This is a genomic window from Arthrobacter bambusae, assembly GCF_030812595.1.
Taxonomy (GTDB): Bacteria; Actinomycetota; Actinomycetes; order Actinomycetales; family Micrococcaceae; genus Arthrobacter; species Arthrobacter bambusae_B.
This window is the reverse complement of sequence record NZ_JAUSSZ010000001.1, coordinates 70,987-88,609: the sequence shown is the minus strand read 5'-3', so window position 1 is coordinate 88,609 and position 17,623 is coordinate 70,987. Positions and strand designations below refer to the sequence as shown.

General features: G+C 63.2%; 15 protein-coding genes and 7 tRNA genes. 18 read left to right on the top strand and 4 right to left on the bottom strand.

Features of this window, described 5'->3' with window-relative positions; translation table 11 throughout:
• Positions 1-4 precede the first annotated feature (4 nt).
• Positions 5-886, bottom strand: a complete 882-nt coding sequence (locus tag J2S96_RS00380) for a cytochrome (RefSeq protein WP_306858793.1) — start codon at positions 884-886, stop codon at positions 5-7.
• A gap of 162 nt (positions 887-1,048) precedes the next feature.
• Here J2S96_RS00380 and J2S96_RS00375 point away from each other — a divergent pair, with 162 nt between their 5' ends.
• From J2S96_RS00375 to acs, 3 genes are all read left to right on the top strand, one after another.
• A complete protein-coding gene (locus tag J2S96_RS00375) occupies positions 1,049-2,197 on the top strand; it encodes a GGDEF domain-containing protein (protein ID WP_306858791.1) in 1,149 nt (382 codons plus the stop codon).
• 139 nt (positions 2,198-2,336) lie between these two features.
• Complete coding sequence (locus J2S96_RS00370; RefSeq protein WP_306858789.1) at positions 2,337-3,011, top strand: acetate uptake transporter; 675 nt, start codon at positions 2,337-2,339, stop codon at positions 3,009-3,011.
• Positions 3,012-3,017: 6 nt separating this feature from the next.
• The gene (gene acs, locus J2S96_RS00365; protein WP_306858787.1) at positions 3,018-4,997 is read left to right on the top strand and encodes an acetate--CoA ligase; all 1,980 of its coding nucleotides are present in this window, start codon (positions 3,018-3,020) and stop codon (positions 4,995-4,997) included.
• An 87-nt stretch (positions 4,998-5,084) separates the two neighbouring features.
• Here acs and J2S96_RS00360 read toward each other — a convergent pair.
• A tRNA-Val gene (locus J2S96_RS00360) sits at positions 5,085-5,159 on the bottom strand.
• A gap of 328 nt (positions 5,160-5,487) precedes the next feature.
• Between J2S96_RS00360 and J2S96_RS00355 the strand changes: the two genes are divergently transcribed.
• From J2S96_RS00355 to J2S96_RS00320, 8 genes are all read left to right on the top strand, one after another.
• A tRNA-Gly gene (locus J2S96_RS00355) sits at positions 5,488-5,560 on the top strand.
• 55 nt (positions 5,561-5,615) lie between these two features.
• A tRNA-Cys gene (locus tag J2S96_RS00350) sits at positions 5,616-5,686 on the top strand.
• Between the two features lie 41 nt (positions 5,687-5,727).
• A tRNA-Val gene (locus J2S96_RS00345) sits at positions 5,728-5,802 on the top strand.
• Positions 5,803-5,856: 54 nt separating this feature from the next.
• Positions 5,857-5,929 (top strand) — tRNA-Gly (locus tag J2S96_RS00340).
• Between the two features lie 48 nt (positions 5,930-5,977).
• Positions 5,978-6,052 (top strand) — tRNA-Val (locus J2S96_RS00335).
• A gap of 54 nt (positions 6,053-6,106) precedes the next feature.
• A tRNA-Gly gene (locus tag J2S96_RS00330) sits at positions 6,107-6,182 on the top strand.
• A gap of 289 nt (positions 6,183-6,471) precedes the next feature.
• Positions 6,472-7,899 carry an amino acid permease gene (locus tag J2S96_RS00325; protein WP_370872954.1) on the top strand — a complete coding sequence of 476 codons (1,428 nt, stop codon included), beginning with the start codon at positions 6,472-6,474 and terminating at the stop codon, positions 7,897-7,899.
• 471 nt (positions 7,900-8,370) lie between these two features.
• Positions 8,371-9,585, top strand: coding sequence for a benzoate/H(+) symporter BenE family transporter (locus J2S96_RS00320; protein ID WP_306858785.1), 1,215 nt, complete (start codon positions 8,371-8,373; stop codon positions 9,583-9,585).
• Between the two features lie 24 nt (positions 9,586-9,609).
• Here J2S96_RS00320 and zapE read toward each other — a convergent pair whose 3' ends face one another.
• Positions 9,610-10,647: a cell division protein ZapE gene (gene zapE / locus J2S96_RS00315; protein ID WP_306858782.1), complete on the bottom strand. Its 1,038-nt coding sequence runs from the start codon at positions 10,645-10,647 to the stop codon at positions 9,610-9,612.
• A 209-nt stretch (positions 10,648-10,856) separates the two neighbouring features.
• Between zapE and J2S96_RS00310 the strand changes: the two genes are divergently transcribed.
• From J2S96_RS00310 to ybaK, 3 genes are all read left to right on the top strand, one after another.
• A complete protein-coding gene (locus tag J2S96_RS00310; protein WP_306858780.1) occupies positions 10,857-11,780 on the top strand; it encodes a sulfurtransferase in 924 nt (307 codons plus the stop codon).
• Between the two features lie 87 nt (positions 11,781-11,867).
• Complete coding sequence (locus J2S96_RS00305) at positions 11,868-12,323, top strand: SufE family protein (protein WP_306858778.1); 456 nt, start codon at positions 11,868-11,870, stop codon at positions 12,321-12,323.
• Positions 12,324-12,338: 15 nt separating this feature from the next.
• Positions 12,339-12,830: a Cys-tRNA(Pro) deacylase gene (ybaK, locus tag J2S96_RS00300; RefSeq protein ID WP_306858776.1), complete on the top strand. Its 492-nt coding sequence runs from the start codon at positions 12,339-12,341 to the stop codon at positions 12,828-12,830.
• A 31-nt stretch (positions 12,831-12,861) separates the two neighbouring features.
• On the opposite strand, the gene J2S96_RS00295 is transcribed toward ybaK, so the two are convergent.
• On the bottom strand, positions 12,862-14,112 hold the full coding sequence (locus J2S96_RS00295; protein WP_306858774.1) for an alpha/beta hydrolase family protein: 1,251 nt from the start codon (positions 14,110-14,112) through the stop codon (positions 12,862-12,864).
• Between the two features lie 141 nt (positions 14,113-14,253).
• Here J2S96_RS00295 and J2S96_RS00290 point away from each other — a divergent pair, with 141 nt between their 5' ends.
• The 4 genes from J2S96_RS00290 to J2S96_RS00275 all read left to right on the top strand — a co-directional run bounded on the left by J2S96_RS00290 (position 14,254) and on the right by J2S96_RS00275 (position 17,600).
• A complete protein-coding gene (locus J2S96_RS00290; protein WP_306858772.1) occupies positions 14,254-14,745 on the top strand; it encodes a hypothetical protein in 492 nt (163 codons plus the stop codon).
• A gap of 13 nt (positions 14,746-14,758) precedes the next feature.
• A complete protein-coding gene (msrB, locus tag J2S96_RS00285; protein ID WP_306858770.1) occupies positions 14,759-15,247 on the top strand; it encodes a peptide-methionine (R)-S-oxide reductase MsrB in 489 nt (162 codons plus the stop codon).
• A 227-nt stretch (positions 15,248-15,474) separates the two neighbouring features.
• On the top strand, positions 15,475-16,854 hold the full coding sequence (locus J2S96_RS00280) for a DUF6421 family protein (RefSeq protein WP_306858768.1): 1,380 nt from the start codon (positions 15,475-15,477) through the stop codon (positions 16,852-16,854).
• Complete coding sequence (locus J2S96_RS00275) at positions 16,851-17,600, top strand: SDR family oxidoreductase (protein WP_306858766.1); 750 nt, start codon at positions 16,851-16,853, stop codon at positions 17,598-17,600. Before J2S96_RS00280 ends, J2S96_RS00275 begins: the two co-directional genes overlap by 4 nt.
• Positions 17,601-17,623 lie beyond the last annotated feature (23 nt).

Sequence of the window (17,623 nt, the reverse complement as noted above, 5' to 3'; positions counted from 1 at the left end):
GGGCCTAGGCCAGTTTAGTTGAGCCTGCGGCCGCCGCGGCGGCGGGGTACGACGGCGGAGCTACAGGGAGCAGCGCCGTTCCGGCTGCCGTCACATCGGCAGACATCTCCCATACCCGCTTCAAGGCGCAGAATTTCCACCAGTGGTGCTTGAGGACGTCCGGGTTGGCCCGCTGGGGACGCACTTCCGTCTCGCCAATGGCAACGGCAAGCAGGACAGGGTTTTCGCCGTATTTCCACGGTTCCCACTCCCCCGCCACAGGATCCACGAGGCTCTCCTCGGCCTTCATGCCCGCAACCAGCTGCATCACCACCTTGTCGTCGAGGGGTTTCACCGTTCCGTCACGGGTGGTGCCTTTGGTCTTGTAGTCGATCAGGCAGACCCTGCCGTTGATCTTGGCGACCAGGTCCAGGGTTCCGGCGTAGCCGACGCTGGAGTTCCATACAGTGATCTCGGGCGCGATGGGCTCCACCCGGAACAACTCCCACCATTCGTCGAAGCGGGCAGCGAAGGCTTCCTCGCCGCGTGACGCAAGCTCCTCGCGCGCTTCTTTCACGCGGTGCCCGCGGCCGAGCGCGCGGAGGGCCACTTGCTCGCAGTAGTTATGCACGCGGTCGCCGCGACGTGCAGCGTCGTCCCGATACACCTCCGCAGCCTTGGCTGCCTTTTTGACGGCCTGCCGCATCTTGGCAGGACTGGATAGATGTTGCGGGAGTTCGGGGTCTTTCGCCAGGCTGCTGGCACCCATGTAGCCGAACCAGCCGTCCAGGGAGTGGGCCTGCTGGCCGATCACCGTGGTGATGGAAGGGACCGAGAAGGTCTCGGACGTGGACCGGGCATACATCCGGCCGTATTCGGTGGCGTGGGCAAGCAGTGGATCTGTCATGGGAAAACTCTTTCACACACCCCTGACAGGAAGATGCGGAGCGTTGGCGGCCGTAGACGGAACCTGCTTCCCCGAAATTATTAAGACCTTCCTACACAGGGGTGGCGGCTTCTTTGAGTCCCAGTGCCATAATGGGTCACGTCCTCGGCTACGGGAGCGATCTTGGTCCTCGATATAACAACACTGCGAGTGGCCCTTGGTGTGGTCGCTCTTACGCTGCTCCTCCTGTTCTATGCATCGTTCAGGCGCACGCGGTCCTCCTACAACGGGTGGTGGTGCATCGCCCTCCTGTTCTTCCTGGCAGGGAACCTTGCTTTCCTTTTCAATGGGACGCCGTATCAAACGTGGGCCAATCCCTCGGGAAACGTCCTCCTGGTGGGCGGAGCATTCAGTGTGTGGACCGGCGCCCGGTCCCTGAGGAAGTTGCCGCCGCCAAGGTGGCAATTTGCAGCGGCCTGCGGCGTCACGGCGCTCGCTTCCGCTCTGGAGAACCCCGGTTCAAACACCTGGTCCGGAGGATTGGCATACCTTGGACTCATGACGCTGGGTATCGCGTTGGCGTCCCGCGATCTCTGGTTGCTGGATTCCAGCTACTCCCAGGTGCACAAGTCGATGGCTTTGGCCGCGGGATTCCTTGCTGCCTACTACTTTTGCCGTCTGGCCGTGTACCTCGTTGAAGGTCCAAGCGGCCCGAACTTCCGGACGTATTTCGGCCCGTCGATGGCTAGCCTGGTCACCCTGATCCTCCTGGTTGCCGTGTCTTTCAGCATGACCGCCCTCAGCAACGATCAGCTGATCAACCGGCTGAGCGAGCGGGCTGCCCGCGACAACCTGACCGGGCTGCTGAACCGAGGCACTTTCATGGACCTGGCTACCAAGGAGCTTGAGCGCCTCCACGCCAGAAACTCGGTGGCGTCCTTGATCCTGGCCGATCTGGACCACTTCAAAGCGATCAACGATAAGCACGGCCATGCTGCCGGTGACGCCGCGCTGCAGGCATTCGCGGCGGCGTGCACCACGTCGGTACGATCCACCGACCTGGTGGGGCGATACGGCGGCGAAGAGTTCATCTTGCTTTTGCCCGGAGCGAGCCAAGAGCGGGCCGAAAGCATCGCGGCCGACATCAATCAGTCTTTGGACGCGGCCAAAAGCCTCGAAGGGATCCATATTCCAACCGTGAGTTACGGAGTAACCTCTACCGAGTTCGACGCCGGCGACCTCACCGCGATGATTGCCGCTGCCGACGCAGCCCTATATGAGGCCAAGTCACTCGGCAGGAACCAGGTGGTCAGGGCAGCGCCCCGCGCGTAGGCAAGCTCCAGGAATGTGAGCTACGTCACGTCATGTTGTGACTTGAACCACACTGCTTTTCGATTGTGACTTGCATCCTCAGGTGTAACCTGATATGCGTCACCAGTGATGGTGCTGGTGCAGACCAAGGAGTCGTGCCATGAGTGTCGAATCGAGTTCTGCCGCGGGAACCGTCCCGGCCGATAGCGGTCGCAGGGCCGGAAATCCCCTATCAGCCCAGAATGTCACAGTGTCCCCGCCGGCGAGCGCCGGTCCTCCGTTTGCCGATCCCGCAGCCTTGGGTCTGGGCGCTTTCGCATTGACCACATTCGTCTTGAGCGTCGTCAATGCCGGCCTGATCGCCAAGGGCGACGAACCCGTCGTCCTTGGACTGGCACTGTTTTACGGCGGCCTGGCACAGTTCGGCGCCGGGATCTGGGAATTTGCCAACCGCAACGTCTTCGGCGCCACGGCCTTCTGCTCATACGGAGCGTTCTGGCTGTCCTTCTGGTTCCTGGCCCAGTTCAGCGCGGCCAGCCTTCCCCCGGCGGAGGCGGGCAAGGGCGTTGGCCTCTACCTGTTGGCCTGGGCCATCTTCACCGCCTACATGACTATTGCCGCTTGGCGGGTCAGCATGGGCGTCTTCGCGGTTTTCGTTTTGCTCACCTTGACGTTCATCGCCCTGTTCATCGGCGCCTTCGCCGCGTCCAGCGCGATGACGGTGCTTGGCGGCTGGCTGGGCATCCTGACTGCGCTCGTGGCGTGGTACTGCTCCCTCGCGGTAGTCGCGAACTCTACGTTCAAACGGGTCCTGCTTCCTGTGGGACCACGGTGACCGGAGATGGCCGACTACCCCACGGAATCGGATGAAACCCTCGCAAACCTGCTGCACGAACAACGGCGCTTCCCCCCGGAAGCGGGCTTTACCGCCCAAGCCAACGCGACGGCGTCGGACTATGAACAGGCCGACGCCGACAGGCTGGCGTTCTGGGCGCGCCAGGCCGAGCGGCTGGACTGGTCGCAAAAGTGGACGGAGGTCCTGGACTGGTCCAACCCGCCTTTCGCCAAATGGTTCCTCGGGGGCAGGCTCAATGCCGCCTACAACTGCCTGGACCGCCATGTAGCCGCCGGCCGAGGAGACAAAGTCGCCTACTACTTTGAAGGGGAAGCCGGAGACTCGCGGACCATCACCTATGCCCAGCTCACCGACATGGTCTGCCAGGCAGCGAACACGCTGACCGAATTGGGGGTCGCTGCCGGCGACCGGGTGGCCATCTACATGCCGATGATTCCCGAGACCATCGTGGCAATGCTGGCCTGCGCGCGTATCGGGGCTCCGCACACGGTCGTCTTCGGTGGATTCTCTGCGGATGCCCTCCGGACGCGGATCCACGACTGCGATGCCCGGATCGTGATAACTTCCGACGGCGCCTACCGCCGCGGCAAGGCCACCGGACTCAAATCCGCCGTTGACGAGGCCCTCCTGGACTGCCCGGACGTCCGCAACGTCCTGGTGGTACGCCGCACAGAGCAGGAAATCGACTGGACGCCTGGGCGGGATATCTGGTGGCATGAGTCGGTTGAGCTGGCGCCCATTGATCACGAGCCCGAGGCGTTCGATGCCGAGCATCCGCTCTACGTGATGTACACCTCGGGGACCACCGGCAAACCCAAGGGCATCCTGCACACCACCGGCGGCTACCTCACGGCATGCGCTTATACACATTGGGCCGTGTTCGACCTGAAGGCCGCGAGCGATATTTTCTGGACAGCGGCGGACATCGGCTGGGTCACCGGGCACAGCTATATCGTCTACGGACCCTTGGCCAACGGCGCCACCTCTGTGCTGTACGAAGGCACTCCGGACACCCCTCACCAGGGCCGCTGGTGGGAAATCGTCGACAAGTACAAAGTGTCGATTCTCTATTGCGCCCCGACCGCCATCCGGACCTTCATGAAGTGGGGGGCGCAGATACCCGCGAAGTACAGCCTCGAGAGCCTGCGTCTGATCGGCACAGTGGGCGAGCCGATCAACCCGGCTGCATATGTCTGGTACCGGGAGAACATCGGACACAACCGAACGCCCGTCGTGGACACCTGGTGGCAGACCGAGACCGGTTCCATCATGATCAGTCCGCTCCCTGGCGTGACGGCCGGCAAACCGGGCGCCGCAATGAAGGCCCTGCCCGGGATCGTGGCCGACGTGGTGGATGATGCAGGCACACCGGTTCCCAGCGGTTCGGGCGGCTATTTGGTGTTGAAGGCGCCGTGGCCCTCCATGCTGCGCACCATCTGGGGCGACGATGAGCGGTACGTGGAAACCTACTGGTCACGGTTCCCGGGTCTTTACTTCACGGGAGACGGTGCGAAGAAGGACGAGGACGGGGATATCTGGCTTCTGGGCCGGGTGGACGATGTGATGAATGTTGCAGGGCACCGCCTCTCGACGACGGAAATCGAATCGGCGCTGGTCTCCCATGCGAAGGTGGCGGAAGCCGCCGTCGTCGGCGCCGCCGACGAAACCACCGGGCAAGCGATCGTCGCCTTCGTCATCCTGCGCAGCGAGGCCGGCGACGGCGGCCCGGAAGTGGTGCAGGAACTGCGTGAACACGTGGCGAGGGAAATCGGCAAAATCGCCCGGCCACGGCAGATCATGGTGGTGGCTGAACTGCCCAAAACCCGGTCCGGCAAGATCATGAGGCGTCTGCTCAAAGACGTCGCCCAGGACCGGCCGATCGGGGATGTCACCACTTTGGCGGATTCGTCCGTCATGGAGCTGATCAAGGCCGGGATGCCGGGCGGCGCCGGAGGGCCACGCTGAGCGGCGGCATCCCGGCCCCGGCAACATCCGGACCACAAAAAAGGAGCCCCTCCAGCCGGCGTCTCCGCGGCCAGGGGGCTCCTTTATTGGTGGGCGATACTGGGTTCGAACCAGTGACCTCTTCGGTGTGAACGAAGCGCGCTACCACTGCGCCAATCGCCCGTGCACAAGAAGACTAACCGACCCCGGCCGGAATTCAAAAATCAGGAAAACGTTGGGAAGTGCCACCCGGAATCCCACCGATCGCTCGAGGGCGTCCGGAGAGGTAACCCCGGCCCAGCCCGGTCCCCCACTCGAGGAAACAACCGCGAAAAAAGCAAGCGAATCACATCAGTGTAACTCGTAAAATCCGCGCCAATTCAAGGAACCAGCGCCCATTGTTTACGATTCGGACGGATCGATTTGGAGTTTCCCGGAACCTCCTATAGAGTTTTTACTCGTCGGAAAGCGACGGAATGCCCCTTGCGGACAGGCCGCCGAAGAAGGCTATGCGGACGTAGCTCAGCTGGTAGAGCACCACCTTGCCAAGGTGGATGTCGCGAGTTCGAATCTCGTCGTCCGCTCGCAGGACACTGTCACGGCATTGACTTCTTGGGACCCCAGGAATCGTGCTTACACGGTGGGTTGGCCGAGAGGCGAGGCAGCGGCCTGCAAAGCCGTATACACGGGTTCGAATCCCGTACCCACCTCGGTGAAAACCTTGGTTTCCGGTCCAGGCCGGATTGCATTTGGGCGATTGGCGCAGCGGTAGCGCGCTTCCCTGACACGGAAGAGGTCACTGGTTCGATCCCAGTATCGCCCACCAAGGCAAGGAAACTTGCTTGTTGATGAAGGTCCGGTCCGCCGGAATTCATCATGTGCGGACGTAGCTCAGCTGGTAGAGCACCACCTTGCCAAGGTGGATGTCGCGAGTTCGAATCTCGTCGTCCGCTCTCGTATTTTAAGGTCCCGGCAACGGGCCGGCCGGCTTATGCCGATCCGGGCGATTGGCGCAGCGGTAGCGCGCTTCCCTGACACGGAAGAGGTCACTGGTTCGATCCCAGTATCGCCCACCAAGGCAAGGAAACTTGCTTGTTGATGAAGGTCCGGTCCGCCGGAATTCATCATGTGCGGACGTAGCTCAGCTGGTAGAGCACCACCTTGCCAAGGTGGATGTCGCGAGTTCGAATCTCGTCGTCCGCTCCATTTCGCTTACACCGGAACGGTTACGCTGGCCAACGGCCGTCACACTGACCAACGATCGTAGCGCTATTTGAGCAGCTCCCACCGGAGCTGCTTTTTTTGTGTCATTTGGACATTCCGCAGGTTCGCCCTGCTTGGAGCCCTTCGTTAAGATCGGCAGAACTGATCAATACCACTCAGCAAAAATCACTTTATCCAATGTGATTCGGCTCGCATACTATTCTTCAGGCCTAATTCGTCCACCCGTACGCAGGAGTCCATGGTGAATCAACAAATACCCGCCCGGTCGATCATGAGGAAGAAACCCATTGACGACATCGAGGAGGAAAGCAAGCACAGCGGCCTTTTCAAAAGCCTCGGCCTCTGGCAGCTGACAGCCATCGGCGTCGGCGGCATCATCGGCGTCGGAATCTTCTCCTTGGCCGGCCTCGTGGCACACGGAAGCGCGGACACCCCGGGTGTCGGCCCTGCCGTACTGATCTCGTTCCTGGTCGCGGGCCTCGCCTCAGCGGCCGCGGCGCTTTCCTACGCCGAATTCGCCGGGATGATCCCCCGCGCCGGATCGGCATATACCTATGGCTACGTTGCCCTCGGCGAAGTCATCGGATGGTTCATCGGCTGGGACCTCCTGCTGGAGTACATCGCGATCGTCGCCGTCGTCGCGATCGGCATATCCGGCTACTTCGACGCGTTCCTTTCCGGGATCGGCATCCACATGCCGTCCTGGATGACCTCGACTGTGGATGAGGGACATGGCGGGATCATCAACCTGCCAGCCATCCTGGTCTGCCTGCTGGTCACCTGGATCCTCTCCCGTGGAACCAAGGCCTTCGGCCGTTTCGAACTGGTGGCGGTGGGCATCAAGGTGGTCCTGATCCTGTTCATCATCGGCCTCGGCATCTTCTACATCAACACGGACAACTACAATCCGTTCATGCCCAGCGGTTTCGGGCCGGTGGTGGCCGGTTCGGCCACCGTGTTCTTCGCCGTGTTCGGCTACGACGCCATGAGCACCGCAGCGGAGGAAGCCAAAGACGGCAAGAGGCACATGCCCAAAGCAATCGTGCTCTCACTCGTCGTCGCCATGCTCCTCTATGTTGCGGCGACCCTGGTGCTCACCGGCATGCAGAACTACAAGGACATCAATCCGACGGCCGGTTTCGCATCCGCCTTCAGCAGTGTGGGCCTGCCCGTCATCGCCACCATCATCTCGGTGTTTGCCGTCCTGTCGATCCTCACCGTGATGTTGACCTTCCTGCTCGGCGTCACCCGTGTGTGGTTCTCCATGAGCCGTGACGGCCTGCTCCCGGGCTGGTTTGCCAAGACGGACCGCCATGGCACTCCTCAGCGCGTCACCTGGATTGCAGGCCTTGCGTCGGCTTTCCTGGCCGGAGTGTTCCCCATCAAGGCCGTCGCGGACCTGACCAACATCGGCATCCTGGCCGCGTTCGTCGTCGTCTGCCTCTCGGTCATCATCTTCCGGTACAAGAAGCCCGACGCTCCGCGTAGCTTCCGGCTGCCGTTGATGCCGCTGGTTCCCGCGTTCGGGATGCTTGCATCCGCGTTCCTCATGACCCAGCTGCATTGGGAAACGTGGCTGCGTTTTGTCGTGTGGCTGGTCATCGGACTGACGATCTACTTCGCTTACGGCCGCAGGCATTCGCTCATGAACCCGGATAGTCCGCGCCATCAGGAGCTTGCCGCCCCAAAGAAGCTGTGACCCCTTCGAAGAGTCGTTTGACATCCCAGTCAAATTATCCCTTGGCACCTCCAAGCTCTCGGGTTAGGATCGAAAACGGAGGAGCGAACTGGCTCCGTGATTGAAGGGAGGTGCCCGTGGGATTACTTGACGATCTGAAGGGCAAAGTTCAGGACCTCGTTGGTGGCAAGGAAGAAGCCATCAAGGACGGCATCGAATAAACCGCCGATTTATCGACGACAAGATGCGGTTCAGAGAGCCGCTTCCGAGTTCGTAGGCGACCTCGACGGTTCGCTGTAAAGGCCACGGCCTGTACAGCTCCTTCCGCCAAAGAGGCTCCGTAGCCGGTTCAACCGGCCAGAGCTCCCAGATACAGTTACGTCAACGGGGCACCGGTCCCGCCGCGAGGCGCCGCCGGTGCCCTTGGCGTTTAACTCCGGCTAACCCCGGAGCCTCGGCAGAGAGGCCACGGCTCCGGTAACCTGAGGAACTATGCCAGCGTCACCTCTTCGCACCGGACAGCCACGTCCGGCTTCCGCTTCCCGGCAGCTCTCCCGTCCGCTTGTGGCCGGAATCGTGACGGCGTTGGTCGGTTTCACTTCATCTTTCGCCGTGGTCCTCGCAGGCCTCCGCGCGGTTGGGGCCACCCAGGAGCAGGCAGCCAGCGGACTCCTTGCCCTCACCCTTAGCTTCGGACTCGGCGTATTGTGGCTCTCCTGGCGGTCGCGCCTGCCGGTCACGCTTGCGTGGTCGACGCCCGGTGCGGCTTTGCTCGCGGGAGCCGGAGTGCCCGACGGCGGGTGGCCGGCCGCCGTCGGCGCCTTCCTCATCGCTGGCGTGCTGATCGCCCTGACCGGGCTCATTCCGGCCCTCGGCAGGCTGATGGCGAAGATTCCCACGGCCCTCGCCCAGGCAATGCTCGCCGGGGTGCTCCTGTCGCTCTGCCTTGCTCCGTTCAAGGCTTTGGGCACCGCCCCCTTGTTGGTGGCTCCCGTGATCCTCTGCTGGCTGGTCATGATGAAGCTGGCGCCACGCTGGTCGGTTCCTGCCGCCCTGTTGGTGGCACTTGCAGTCATCGGAATCTACATCGCGTTCAACGGGGTGGGCATCCCGACGAACCGGCTGTTGCCGGAGTTGCATTGGACCACCCCCGCTTTCACGCTCGGTACGGTGGCGGGCATCGCGTTGCCTTTGTTCATTGTCACCATGGCCTCGCAGAACATTCCCGGTGTCGCCGTGCTGAAGTCCTTCGGCTACTCCGTCCCGTGGCGCCAGTCGATGCTCTTGACCGGGGCAGGGACTGCGCTGGGGGCTCCCTTTGGTGGACATGCGATCAACCTGGCCGCATTGAGCGCCGCGCTGGCGGCAGGAGAAGAAGCCGGCGAGGACCGCGGCCGGCGTTGGATTGCCGCCTTCACTTCGGGCCTGGCCTACCTCGTGCTGGCTGCCTTCTCCGCCGCACTGGTGACCGTCGTCGCGGCGGCACCACCTGGGCTCCTGGAAGCCGTCGCGGGCTTGGCCCTCTTAGGCACCATGGCCTCCGCCATCGCCTCGGCGCTGGCTGTTGCCGAAGAACGCATCGGGGCTTCCGTGACGTTCCTGATCGCGGCCTCGGGCCTCAGTTTTGCTGGAATAGGCGCCGCGTTCTGGGCACTTGCCGCCGGAATCCTGGTGCGCTGGGTGCTGAGGGACCGGGAACGCCCCTAGCAGGGCAGGGCGTGCCCCAATCGCTTACGAGGGTTCGTGGTTCTGGCCCTCACGTGCCAGCGCGGTCAGGCGGGATACGGCGCGGAAGTACTTCTTCATGTATCCGCCGGTCATCATTTCCTCAGTGAAGAGCTTGTCGAAAGGCATCCCGCTGGCGAGGATCGGGACGTCCTTGTCGTACAGGCGGTCGGCCAGCACCACGAAGCGGAGGGCTACGGCCTGCTCTGTGATGGTTTCGACGTCGCGCCAGACAACCGCATCGATTCCTGCGATCAGTTTGCGGTAACGGCTGGGATGCACACCGGCGAGGTGATCGATCAAGCCGCGGAAATCGTCGACGGCCACGGTCTGGCCATCGAACTCGGCATGCATGTGCCTCTTGAGATCCGCGGTCTTCAAAGGCGCCGGAGCGGCGGGCAAGCCGCGGTGCCGGAAGTCTTCCCCGTCGATCCTGACAACATCGAACTGGTCCGCCAGGACCTGGATCTCCCGCTGGAAGTCGACGGCGGCAAAGCGGCCGTCCCCTAGCGAACCAGGCAAAGTGTTGGACGTGGCCGCGAGTTTCACACCGGCGTCGGACAATTCGCGCATGAGGCGGGACATCAACACCGTGTCGCCCGGATCGTCGAGCTCGAATTCGTCAATGCAGACCAGTTTGTAGCTGCTCAAAGCCTCCACGGTCTTGCGGAAGGACAGGGCGCCCACCAGGTTGGTGTACTCCACAAACGTCCCGAAGGCTTTCGGTCCCGGAGCCGAGTGCCACAGGGAAGCCAGCAGGTGGGTCTTTCCGACGCCGAATCCGCCGTCGAGGTAGATGCCGGCCCTGCTGTTGACCTTCTTGCTGAAGAGGCGTTTGAAGAGGCCGTCTCCGTCGCCGGCTCCCACCGTCGCCCCAAACGCTTCCAGCGCCTTGACCGCTGCCGCCTGGCTGGGTTGGTTCGGATCGGGCCGATAGCTTTTGAAGGACACCTCTCCGAACCGTGGCGAAGGGTAGAAACCCTTCAGAATCTCATCCGCTGAGACCGCCGGCGTGCGCGCGGCGAGCTGTTCGATCTGTACCAAGGTGGTCCGTTCTTCGTGTCGTAAGTCCCCAGCAAGAATACCGGCAATGCCGCGGCCCGGGCGGACACGTGATGAAGGCCATATTTCACCATGTGAACGGGGAGGAGCTTTAGTCCCCGGCCCTCGATACTGTGGTTTTAATGCCCGGGCACGTCCTATCGCCCGGCGCCGCCCGGTGTCAGTGAAAGTGTCAGTGAAAGGCCATAGCAATGTCCTACCCCGTTGAACAGAACGAGAAGTTCGCCGCGTACGCCCACCCGGAACGCCTGGTGTCCACCGAGTGGCTTGCCGAAGCCTTGGAAGGCGGCGCGCTCGGCGATGGCAAGCTGGTTGTTGTCGAATCCGACGAAGACGTCCTCCTGTACGAGACCGGCCACATTCCGGGCGCAGTCAAGATCGACTGGCACACGGACTTGAACGATGAAGTCACCCGGGATTACGTCGATGGTGAGGCGTTCGCAGCCTTGGCGGCCGCCAAGGGCATCTCGCGGGACACCACCGTGGTGATCTACGGCGACAAGTCCAACTGGTGGGCCGCGTACGCCCTCTGGGTCTTCACGCTTTTCGGCCACGAAGACGTCCGGCTCCTGGATGGCGGCCGCGACAAGTGGATCGCAGAAGGCCGCGAAATCACCACCGATGTCCCCCAGCCCGCCCCGGGCGACTACCCCGTGGTCGAACGGAACGACGCCCCGATCCGCGCCTTCAAGGACGATGTTCTGGCCCACTTCGGCAAGCCCCTGATCGACGTCCGCTCCCCCGAGGAATACACCGGCCAGCGCACCCACATGCCGGCTTACCCCGAAGAGGGCGCCTTGCGCGGGGGCCACATCCCCACCGCAGCCTCCATCCCCTGGGCACGCGCCGCGGCGGCCGATGGCACGTACCGCGACCGTACCGAACTTGAGGCCCTTTATCTCGGGGAAGCCGGGCTCACGGAAGGCGACGACGTCGTGGCCTACTGCCGTATCGGCGAGCGTTCCAGCCACACTTGGTTCGCGCTGAAGTACCTGCTGGGTTTCGAAACGGTCCGCAACTACGACGGTTCCTGGACGGAGTGGGGCAATGCCGTGCGCGTCCCGATCGCCAAGGGCACCGAGCGGGGTTCCGTTCCCGCGCTCGCTGGAAAGTAGCCCGGATCTCCTTGCCTTGCCGGATTGGCGTGGCCGTATTGAGGCAACAGGGGCCAAGCCGGCCCGGACGTGCGTAAGCTGGATGTGATGAGTACCAATACCTTGCCCGCCGCATTGGCGGAAATTATCGAAGACTTCCAGGCGCTGACCGAGCCGGATCGCCTTCAGCTGCTGCTTGATTTCTCGCGCGGGCTCCCGGCCTTGCCGGACCGGCTGCTGGACCACCCTGAACTCCTGGAGCAAGTGGTGGAGTGCCAGTCGCCCCTGTTCCTGACCATTGAACAGGAAAAGAACGCCGACGGCGTTGCCTACCGCTTGTTCTTCAAGGCACCGCCGGAGGCGCCCACCACACGCGGGTTCGCGGGCGTATTGCACGAGGGACTGGATGGGCTGAGCGCCGCAGAGATTCTGGCTGTTCCGGACGACATGCCGGAACAGCTGGGCCTCACCCGGGCGATCACACCGCTGCGCATGCGTGGCATGACGGCCATGCTGGGGCGGATCAAACGGAAAGTCGCCGCGGCGGACCGTTTGTCGTCCTGATCGGGTTACCCGGGAATGGCGAAGAAGCAAGCTTCACAGGGAACGCCGGCCACAGCCGCACTGGCTGCAGCCGGCGTTCCTTTCACCCTGCACCCCTATACGCATGATCCTTCGGCGGCCAGTTACGGACTTGAGGCGGCCGAAGTCCTGGGCATCGATCCCGACCGGGTCTTCAAGACCTTGATGGTGGATGTCGAAGGCAAGCTCGCCGTGGGCATCGTTCCCGTGAGTGGCACCTTGGACCTCAAAGCAATCGCCGCGGCTCTCGGATCGAAGAAAGCCACGATGGCCGATCCGAAAACGGCCGAGCGGCGCACCGGTTATGTCCTGGGCGGGATTTCCCCGCTGGGCCAACGCCAACCATCGCCCACTGTGCTCGACGAATCGGCGATGGCCTTCGGCACCGTCCTGGTTTCAGGTGGACGCCGTGGCTTGGACATTGAGCTGGATCCTGCGGACCTTATCCGGCTGACCGGCGCCCGGACTGCCCCCATCGGCAGCCCTTAGCAAGCCAAGGGCCGCGCAGCCTCCAAGGCTCTCAATCCGATGCCGGTCCGCCACGCGGCGCGAGGCGCGGAGCGAGCCATGAGCGCACCAGGCGCTCCCACTTCTGCGGATCAACGTTCCACTCTTTCGTGTGGCGCGCACCTTCGAAGGGCTCAAAGGTGACCATCTCCGGATTTTTTTCGGCGAGGCTGGCCGAGGGTTCGTACGGAACATATTCATCATCCACGCTGTGAATCACCAGCGTGGGTGTCCGCAATTCGACGGCGCGGGCTTCCCAGTCCATGGCCTTCAAGTCGACGGGCGCGGCCAGGCCGGTCAGGCGCCGGCCCAACGGGTGCCCCAACATCAGCTGCCCGTAGCGCCCCACGGCAGAGGGAATCCTGTTGATCTGTGCGTGGTGCGCCAGCACGTTGACCCAATTGATGACCGGAGCGTCCAGGACCATGGCCCTGATCACGTGGCGGTTGTGCGAAAGATCGGCCGTCTGAAGGCAGATCGCCCCGCCCATCGACCAGCCAAAGAGGACCACTTCGTGGGCTCCGTGGGCCAGTGCGTACTCAATGGCGGCGTCGACGTCGTGCCATTCGGTGGACCCTAGCCCGTAACGCCCGTCAGGGGCCGACGGCGCCAGGCCATCGTTCCGATACGAAACCAGCAGGCTGTCGAGTCCGAGTCCGCGTGCGGTCCGGACTGCGCGCAGGCCTTCGAGGCGGGTAGCACCGCGGCCATGGACCATGATCGCCCACACCTTGGCTGGCGTTCCTTCCCCCGAACGAATCAGCCATGCAGGCGCCGCGCCGCCTTCGACGTCGATCTGGATGTCTTCCGAATCCAGGCCAAGCGCCGCCGGGGAGTCATAGACGGCACCGCTCCACCATGCGCGCCGTGCCGTTGCCAGATCCCCGCTGTAGACTTCCTCGACTTCACGCTGCACCGTCCGCTCCGCGGGCGAATAGGACACGATGCGTCCGATCTGCGCGAACCCTGTGCCGCCCGCGAAGTAGAGGCTGAACACGCCGTCGACGGTGGTGTCCGGAGTAGCGGCGAGGATGACCTGGAGCCCGCGGTCTCCGCGCACCACCGCAAGCACCTCCTGGTCGGCCCCGCGGACGGAAGGGGTGATGACACGCCGGGCGAAATAGGCTGCGAGCGCGGAAGACCCCGCGCCCAGCAAGCCGGCAATGCCGCTTCCAGCAATGATCCCCGCAACGGCCCATTTTGCGCGGACGGACATTTTCGTACCGTTCTCAACGGTTGGCGCAACTCGGGTCATGGATGCCATGGGACCATTCTCCCGGTTGCGGGACCGTGTTCCGAACAGCGACCCTTGCGGCGTTTCCTCCCTGGCCGCAACGCCACGTCAAGAACGGAATTGCCGTGCCAAACCATGCCTCGCGGCGCGGCTCAGGTCTACGCTGTAGCCATGAGTGAACCAATCGTCATCCTTACCGAAGAGCCTCTCGGCCCGGACGACCGCGTCAATATTGCCAAACTGCTCGACGGCGGCGACTCGCCCTTGGTGGTGTTGGTGCCGGCGAACACCGAGCGGCACTTGCTGGTCGACTTCCTCGAAAACCTTTCGATGCTCGATGTAGCCAAAGCATTCCGGGAGCTTGTCGCTGCGTCGCCCGATCCCCAGTCGGAGCGGGCGCAGGCTGCGGAAACCCTGGCGGCGTCGCTCACTGCGCTGGCGGGGCTCGGGGGCGGGGTCACGGGTGAAATCGTCGCCGGAGGCGCCGTGGCCGGCCTGGTCTCCAAGGTCAAGGCACTGAATGCTGCGCAGGCAGTGGTGGTCACGCGCCCGCACGCGATTGCGGACACCTTCCACACAGACTGGGCGAACAAGGCCCAGGACCAATTGGGACTTCCCGTGCTGCATCTCTATGCCGGCTCGGGATTTATCGGCGACTCGTGAGCGTTGAAAGAGCATGAGCACAGATAACAGGAAGTACTTCCAGGCCGCAGACCCCCTGGCCGGGGTTGCCCACCAGGAAGTCCCGAAGGACGGGCAATGCGTGGAGAAAACGGACGCGGAGTGGCGCGAGGAGCTTAGCCCGGAAGAGTTCAGGGTTCTTCGCCAGGCCGGAACGGAACGCCCGTACACAGGTGAATACTGGGACACCCACACCGCAGGCGTATACCACTGCCGCGCATGCGGCGCAGAGCTCTTCACCAGCAACGAGAAGTTCGATTCCCATTGCGGCTGGCCGTCCTTCTGGGCACCGCTCGCAGAAGGCACTGTCCGGTACCTGCATGACCGTACGTTGGGGATGGAACGGGTCGAAGTGCGCTGCGCCAATTGCGATTCACACTTGGGACACGTTTTCGAGGGTGAAGGCTACGGCACGCCGACTGACCAGCGGTATTGCATCAACTCCGTTTCGCTCAAGCTTGTCGAGGCGCCCGCCGGACAGTAGTACCAAGAGGGGACCCGGGCCGTAAGTCCGCACCCGAGGCCCCCAGGCCAGGGCGAAGCTGCCGGCAGTCCCCCAAGGCCAGCCCTCCCCGGGCTGGATCTTCCGGGGCTTGCCGGGAGTACTTGCACAAGAGTTTCTTATGCTGCTGCCGCTTTTGAATTAGCGACTCTGACTGCTTGCTACGCTCACCTCAGAACAACGATTCTTGAGGAAAGGCACTGTCGAAGATGACCATCACCGCTACCACCGCCCGCCCGCGCATCACCTCGGACAACCGCGACTGGATCTCCCTGAAGGCCGCAGCCACGGCACTCCAGGTTTTCCAAAGCCAGGACGGTTCCATCCAGGATTCCCTCCACCACGAGGCTGCCCGGCAACACACGGCCACGATCATGGAGGCCATCAAGAGCCTGGCCCCCGCATTCCCGCACGACGCCGCCTACCTTGAACTCCTGGTCGAGGATTTCGAACGCTGGGCCGCCGGCGGCTTCGGAGTCCCGGACTTCCTCGACTCGCTGCTGGCCTTCCAGCCGCAGGAACACCGCGAAGACGGGCTCCAGCACCTTGTGGTGTTCCCCATGTACACCCAGAACGGCAGCACCAGCCGTCTGGTCGAAGCCGTCCTGATCGAAGTGATCTGGCCTGACTTCATCGGCGCTTTGGAGGCCGGCGACTACTCCAACAAGCTGTTCGTACCCATCCGTTTCCTGGACTTCACTCCCGGGTACGACACCAATTCGGCAGTGCTCTTCCCCGAGACGGTTGCAGTGCGGGAAACGCCTGCTTTCACCTGGGGCGCCATCTTCGCCGACCGCGAGGCCGCACGCTTCCGCCGTGTCCTCAAAGCGGCCGCCACCACGACATCCCTCGAACTGCCCGCAGATGCCGCCGAGCTGTTGTGCGACCAGGAACTCACCCAGCGGACCTTCGTCATGTGGGACCTGATCCATGACCGCACCCACATGCGCGGCGACCTTCCGTTCGATCCGTTCATGATCAAGCAGCGGATGCCGTTCTTCCTGTACTCGCTCGAAGAGCTCCGCTGCGACCTGACGGCCTTCCGCGAATCCGTCCGGATCGAGAAGGACGAGGACGCACCCGCAGACGCCCGCCGCCACGCGAAGCTCGTGCAGTACGCCGTCATCTTCGACCGTATCTTCCGCTTCGCGATCACCGGCAACCGGGTCCGCAATTACGACGGCCTGGGCGGCCAGCTCCTCTTCGCATGGATGCACCAGCACCACGTCCTGCACTGGACCGACAGCAAGCTCAGCATCGACTGGGACGAGGCCGCCGACGTCGTCATCGAACTCGGTGCCCGGATCGACGAACTGTACTGGCGCTCGATCGACCGTCCCAAGGCTGCCCACTGGCTCGCAGCGTATAATCTGATTTCCGGTACGGTCACACCCCACCCGGCCTCGGTCTGGGCCAAGGGCCCGGAGGCACTGCCGCTCGACGGACCGCCCCGCGGCCTCACCGACCAGGTCCTCGACGACGAATTCCCCCTGTCCATGTTCTACGAAGCACTGGAGAAGAAAATGCGTCCCGTCATCGAATCAACCACCGGTATCACCGGAATTACCAAGCAGATCGAAACGCCATGACCGGCGAGCCGCTGACTGTCCTCGTCACCGGCGGCAGCAACGCCTCCGGCATCGCCGTGGCCCGCGCCTTCGCGCTGGCAGGGCACCGGGTCTTGACGATCGGCTCCAATGAGGCCCGCATCAAGGCCGCGGCGGCCGAATCGGGCAACGATGTCACTCCCCTGGTGTGCGATCTATCCCGTCTGGAGTCCGTGCGCGAACTCGCCTCGGAGATCCACGGGAACACGGAAAGGGTCGACGGCGTCATCCACCTGGTAGGCGGGTGGCGCGGCGCCAAGGGGATCGAAGACCAGCCGGACGAAGACTGGGCCGCCCTTGAGGAGAGCGCCATCACCACATTGAGAAACGTCACCCGGGTCTTCTACAAAGATCTCGCGTCATCCCCCAAGGGGCGTTTCGCCATGGTGAGTTCGACGGCGGTCGCCGCACCGACCGCCGGAGCCGCCACCTACGCGGCGGCGAAGGCTGCCGCGGAGACGTGGACCCTGGCGATGGCCGACGGGTTCCGCCGGGCTCAATCGGGAAATTCGGAAGATTCAGGAAATAAGGACGAACCTGTGGAACAGCACAGTGCCGCAGTCGTTTTTGTGGTCAAGTCGCTCCTGGACGCGGCGATGCGGCGGGAACATCCAGAACGGAAATTCCCCGGATACACGGACGTCGAGGACCTGGCCGCTGCCGCCGTCGGGCTCTTCGACAAGCCGGCAGCCGAACTGAACGGACAGCGCCTCCTGCTGGCCAAATAGACTGAAAGCGTGAATGAACAAGT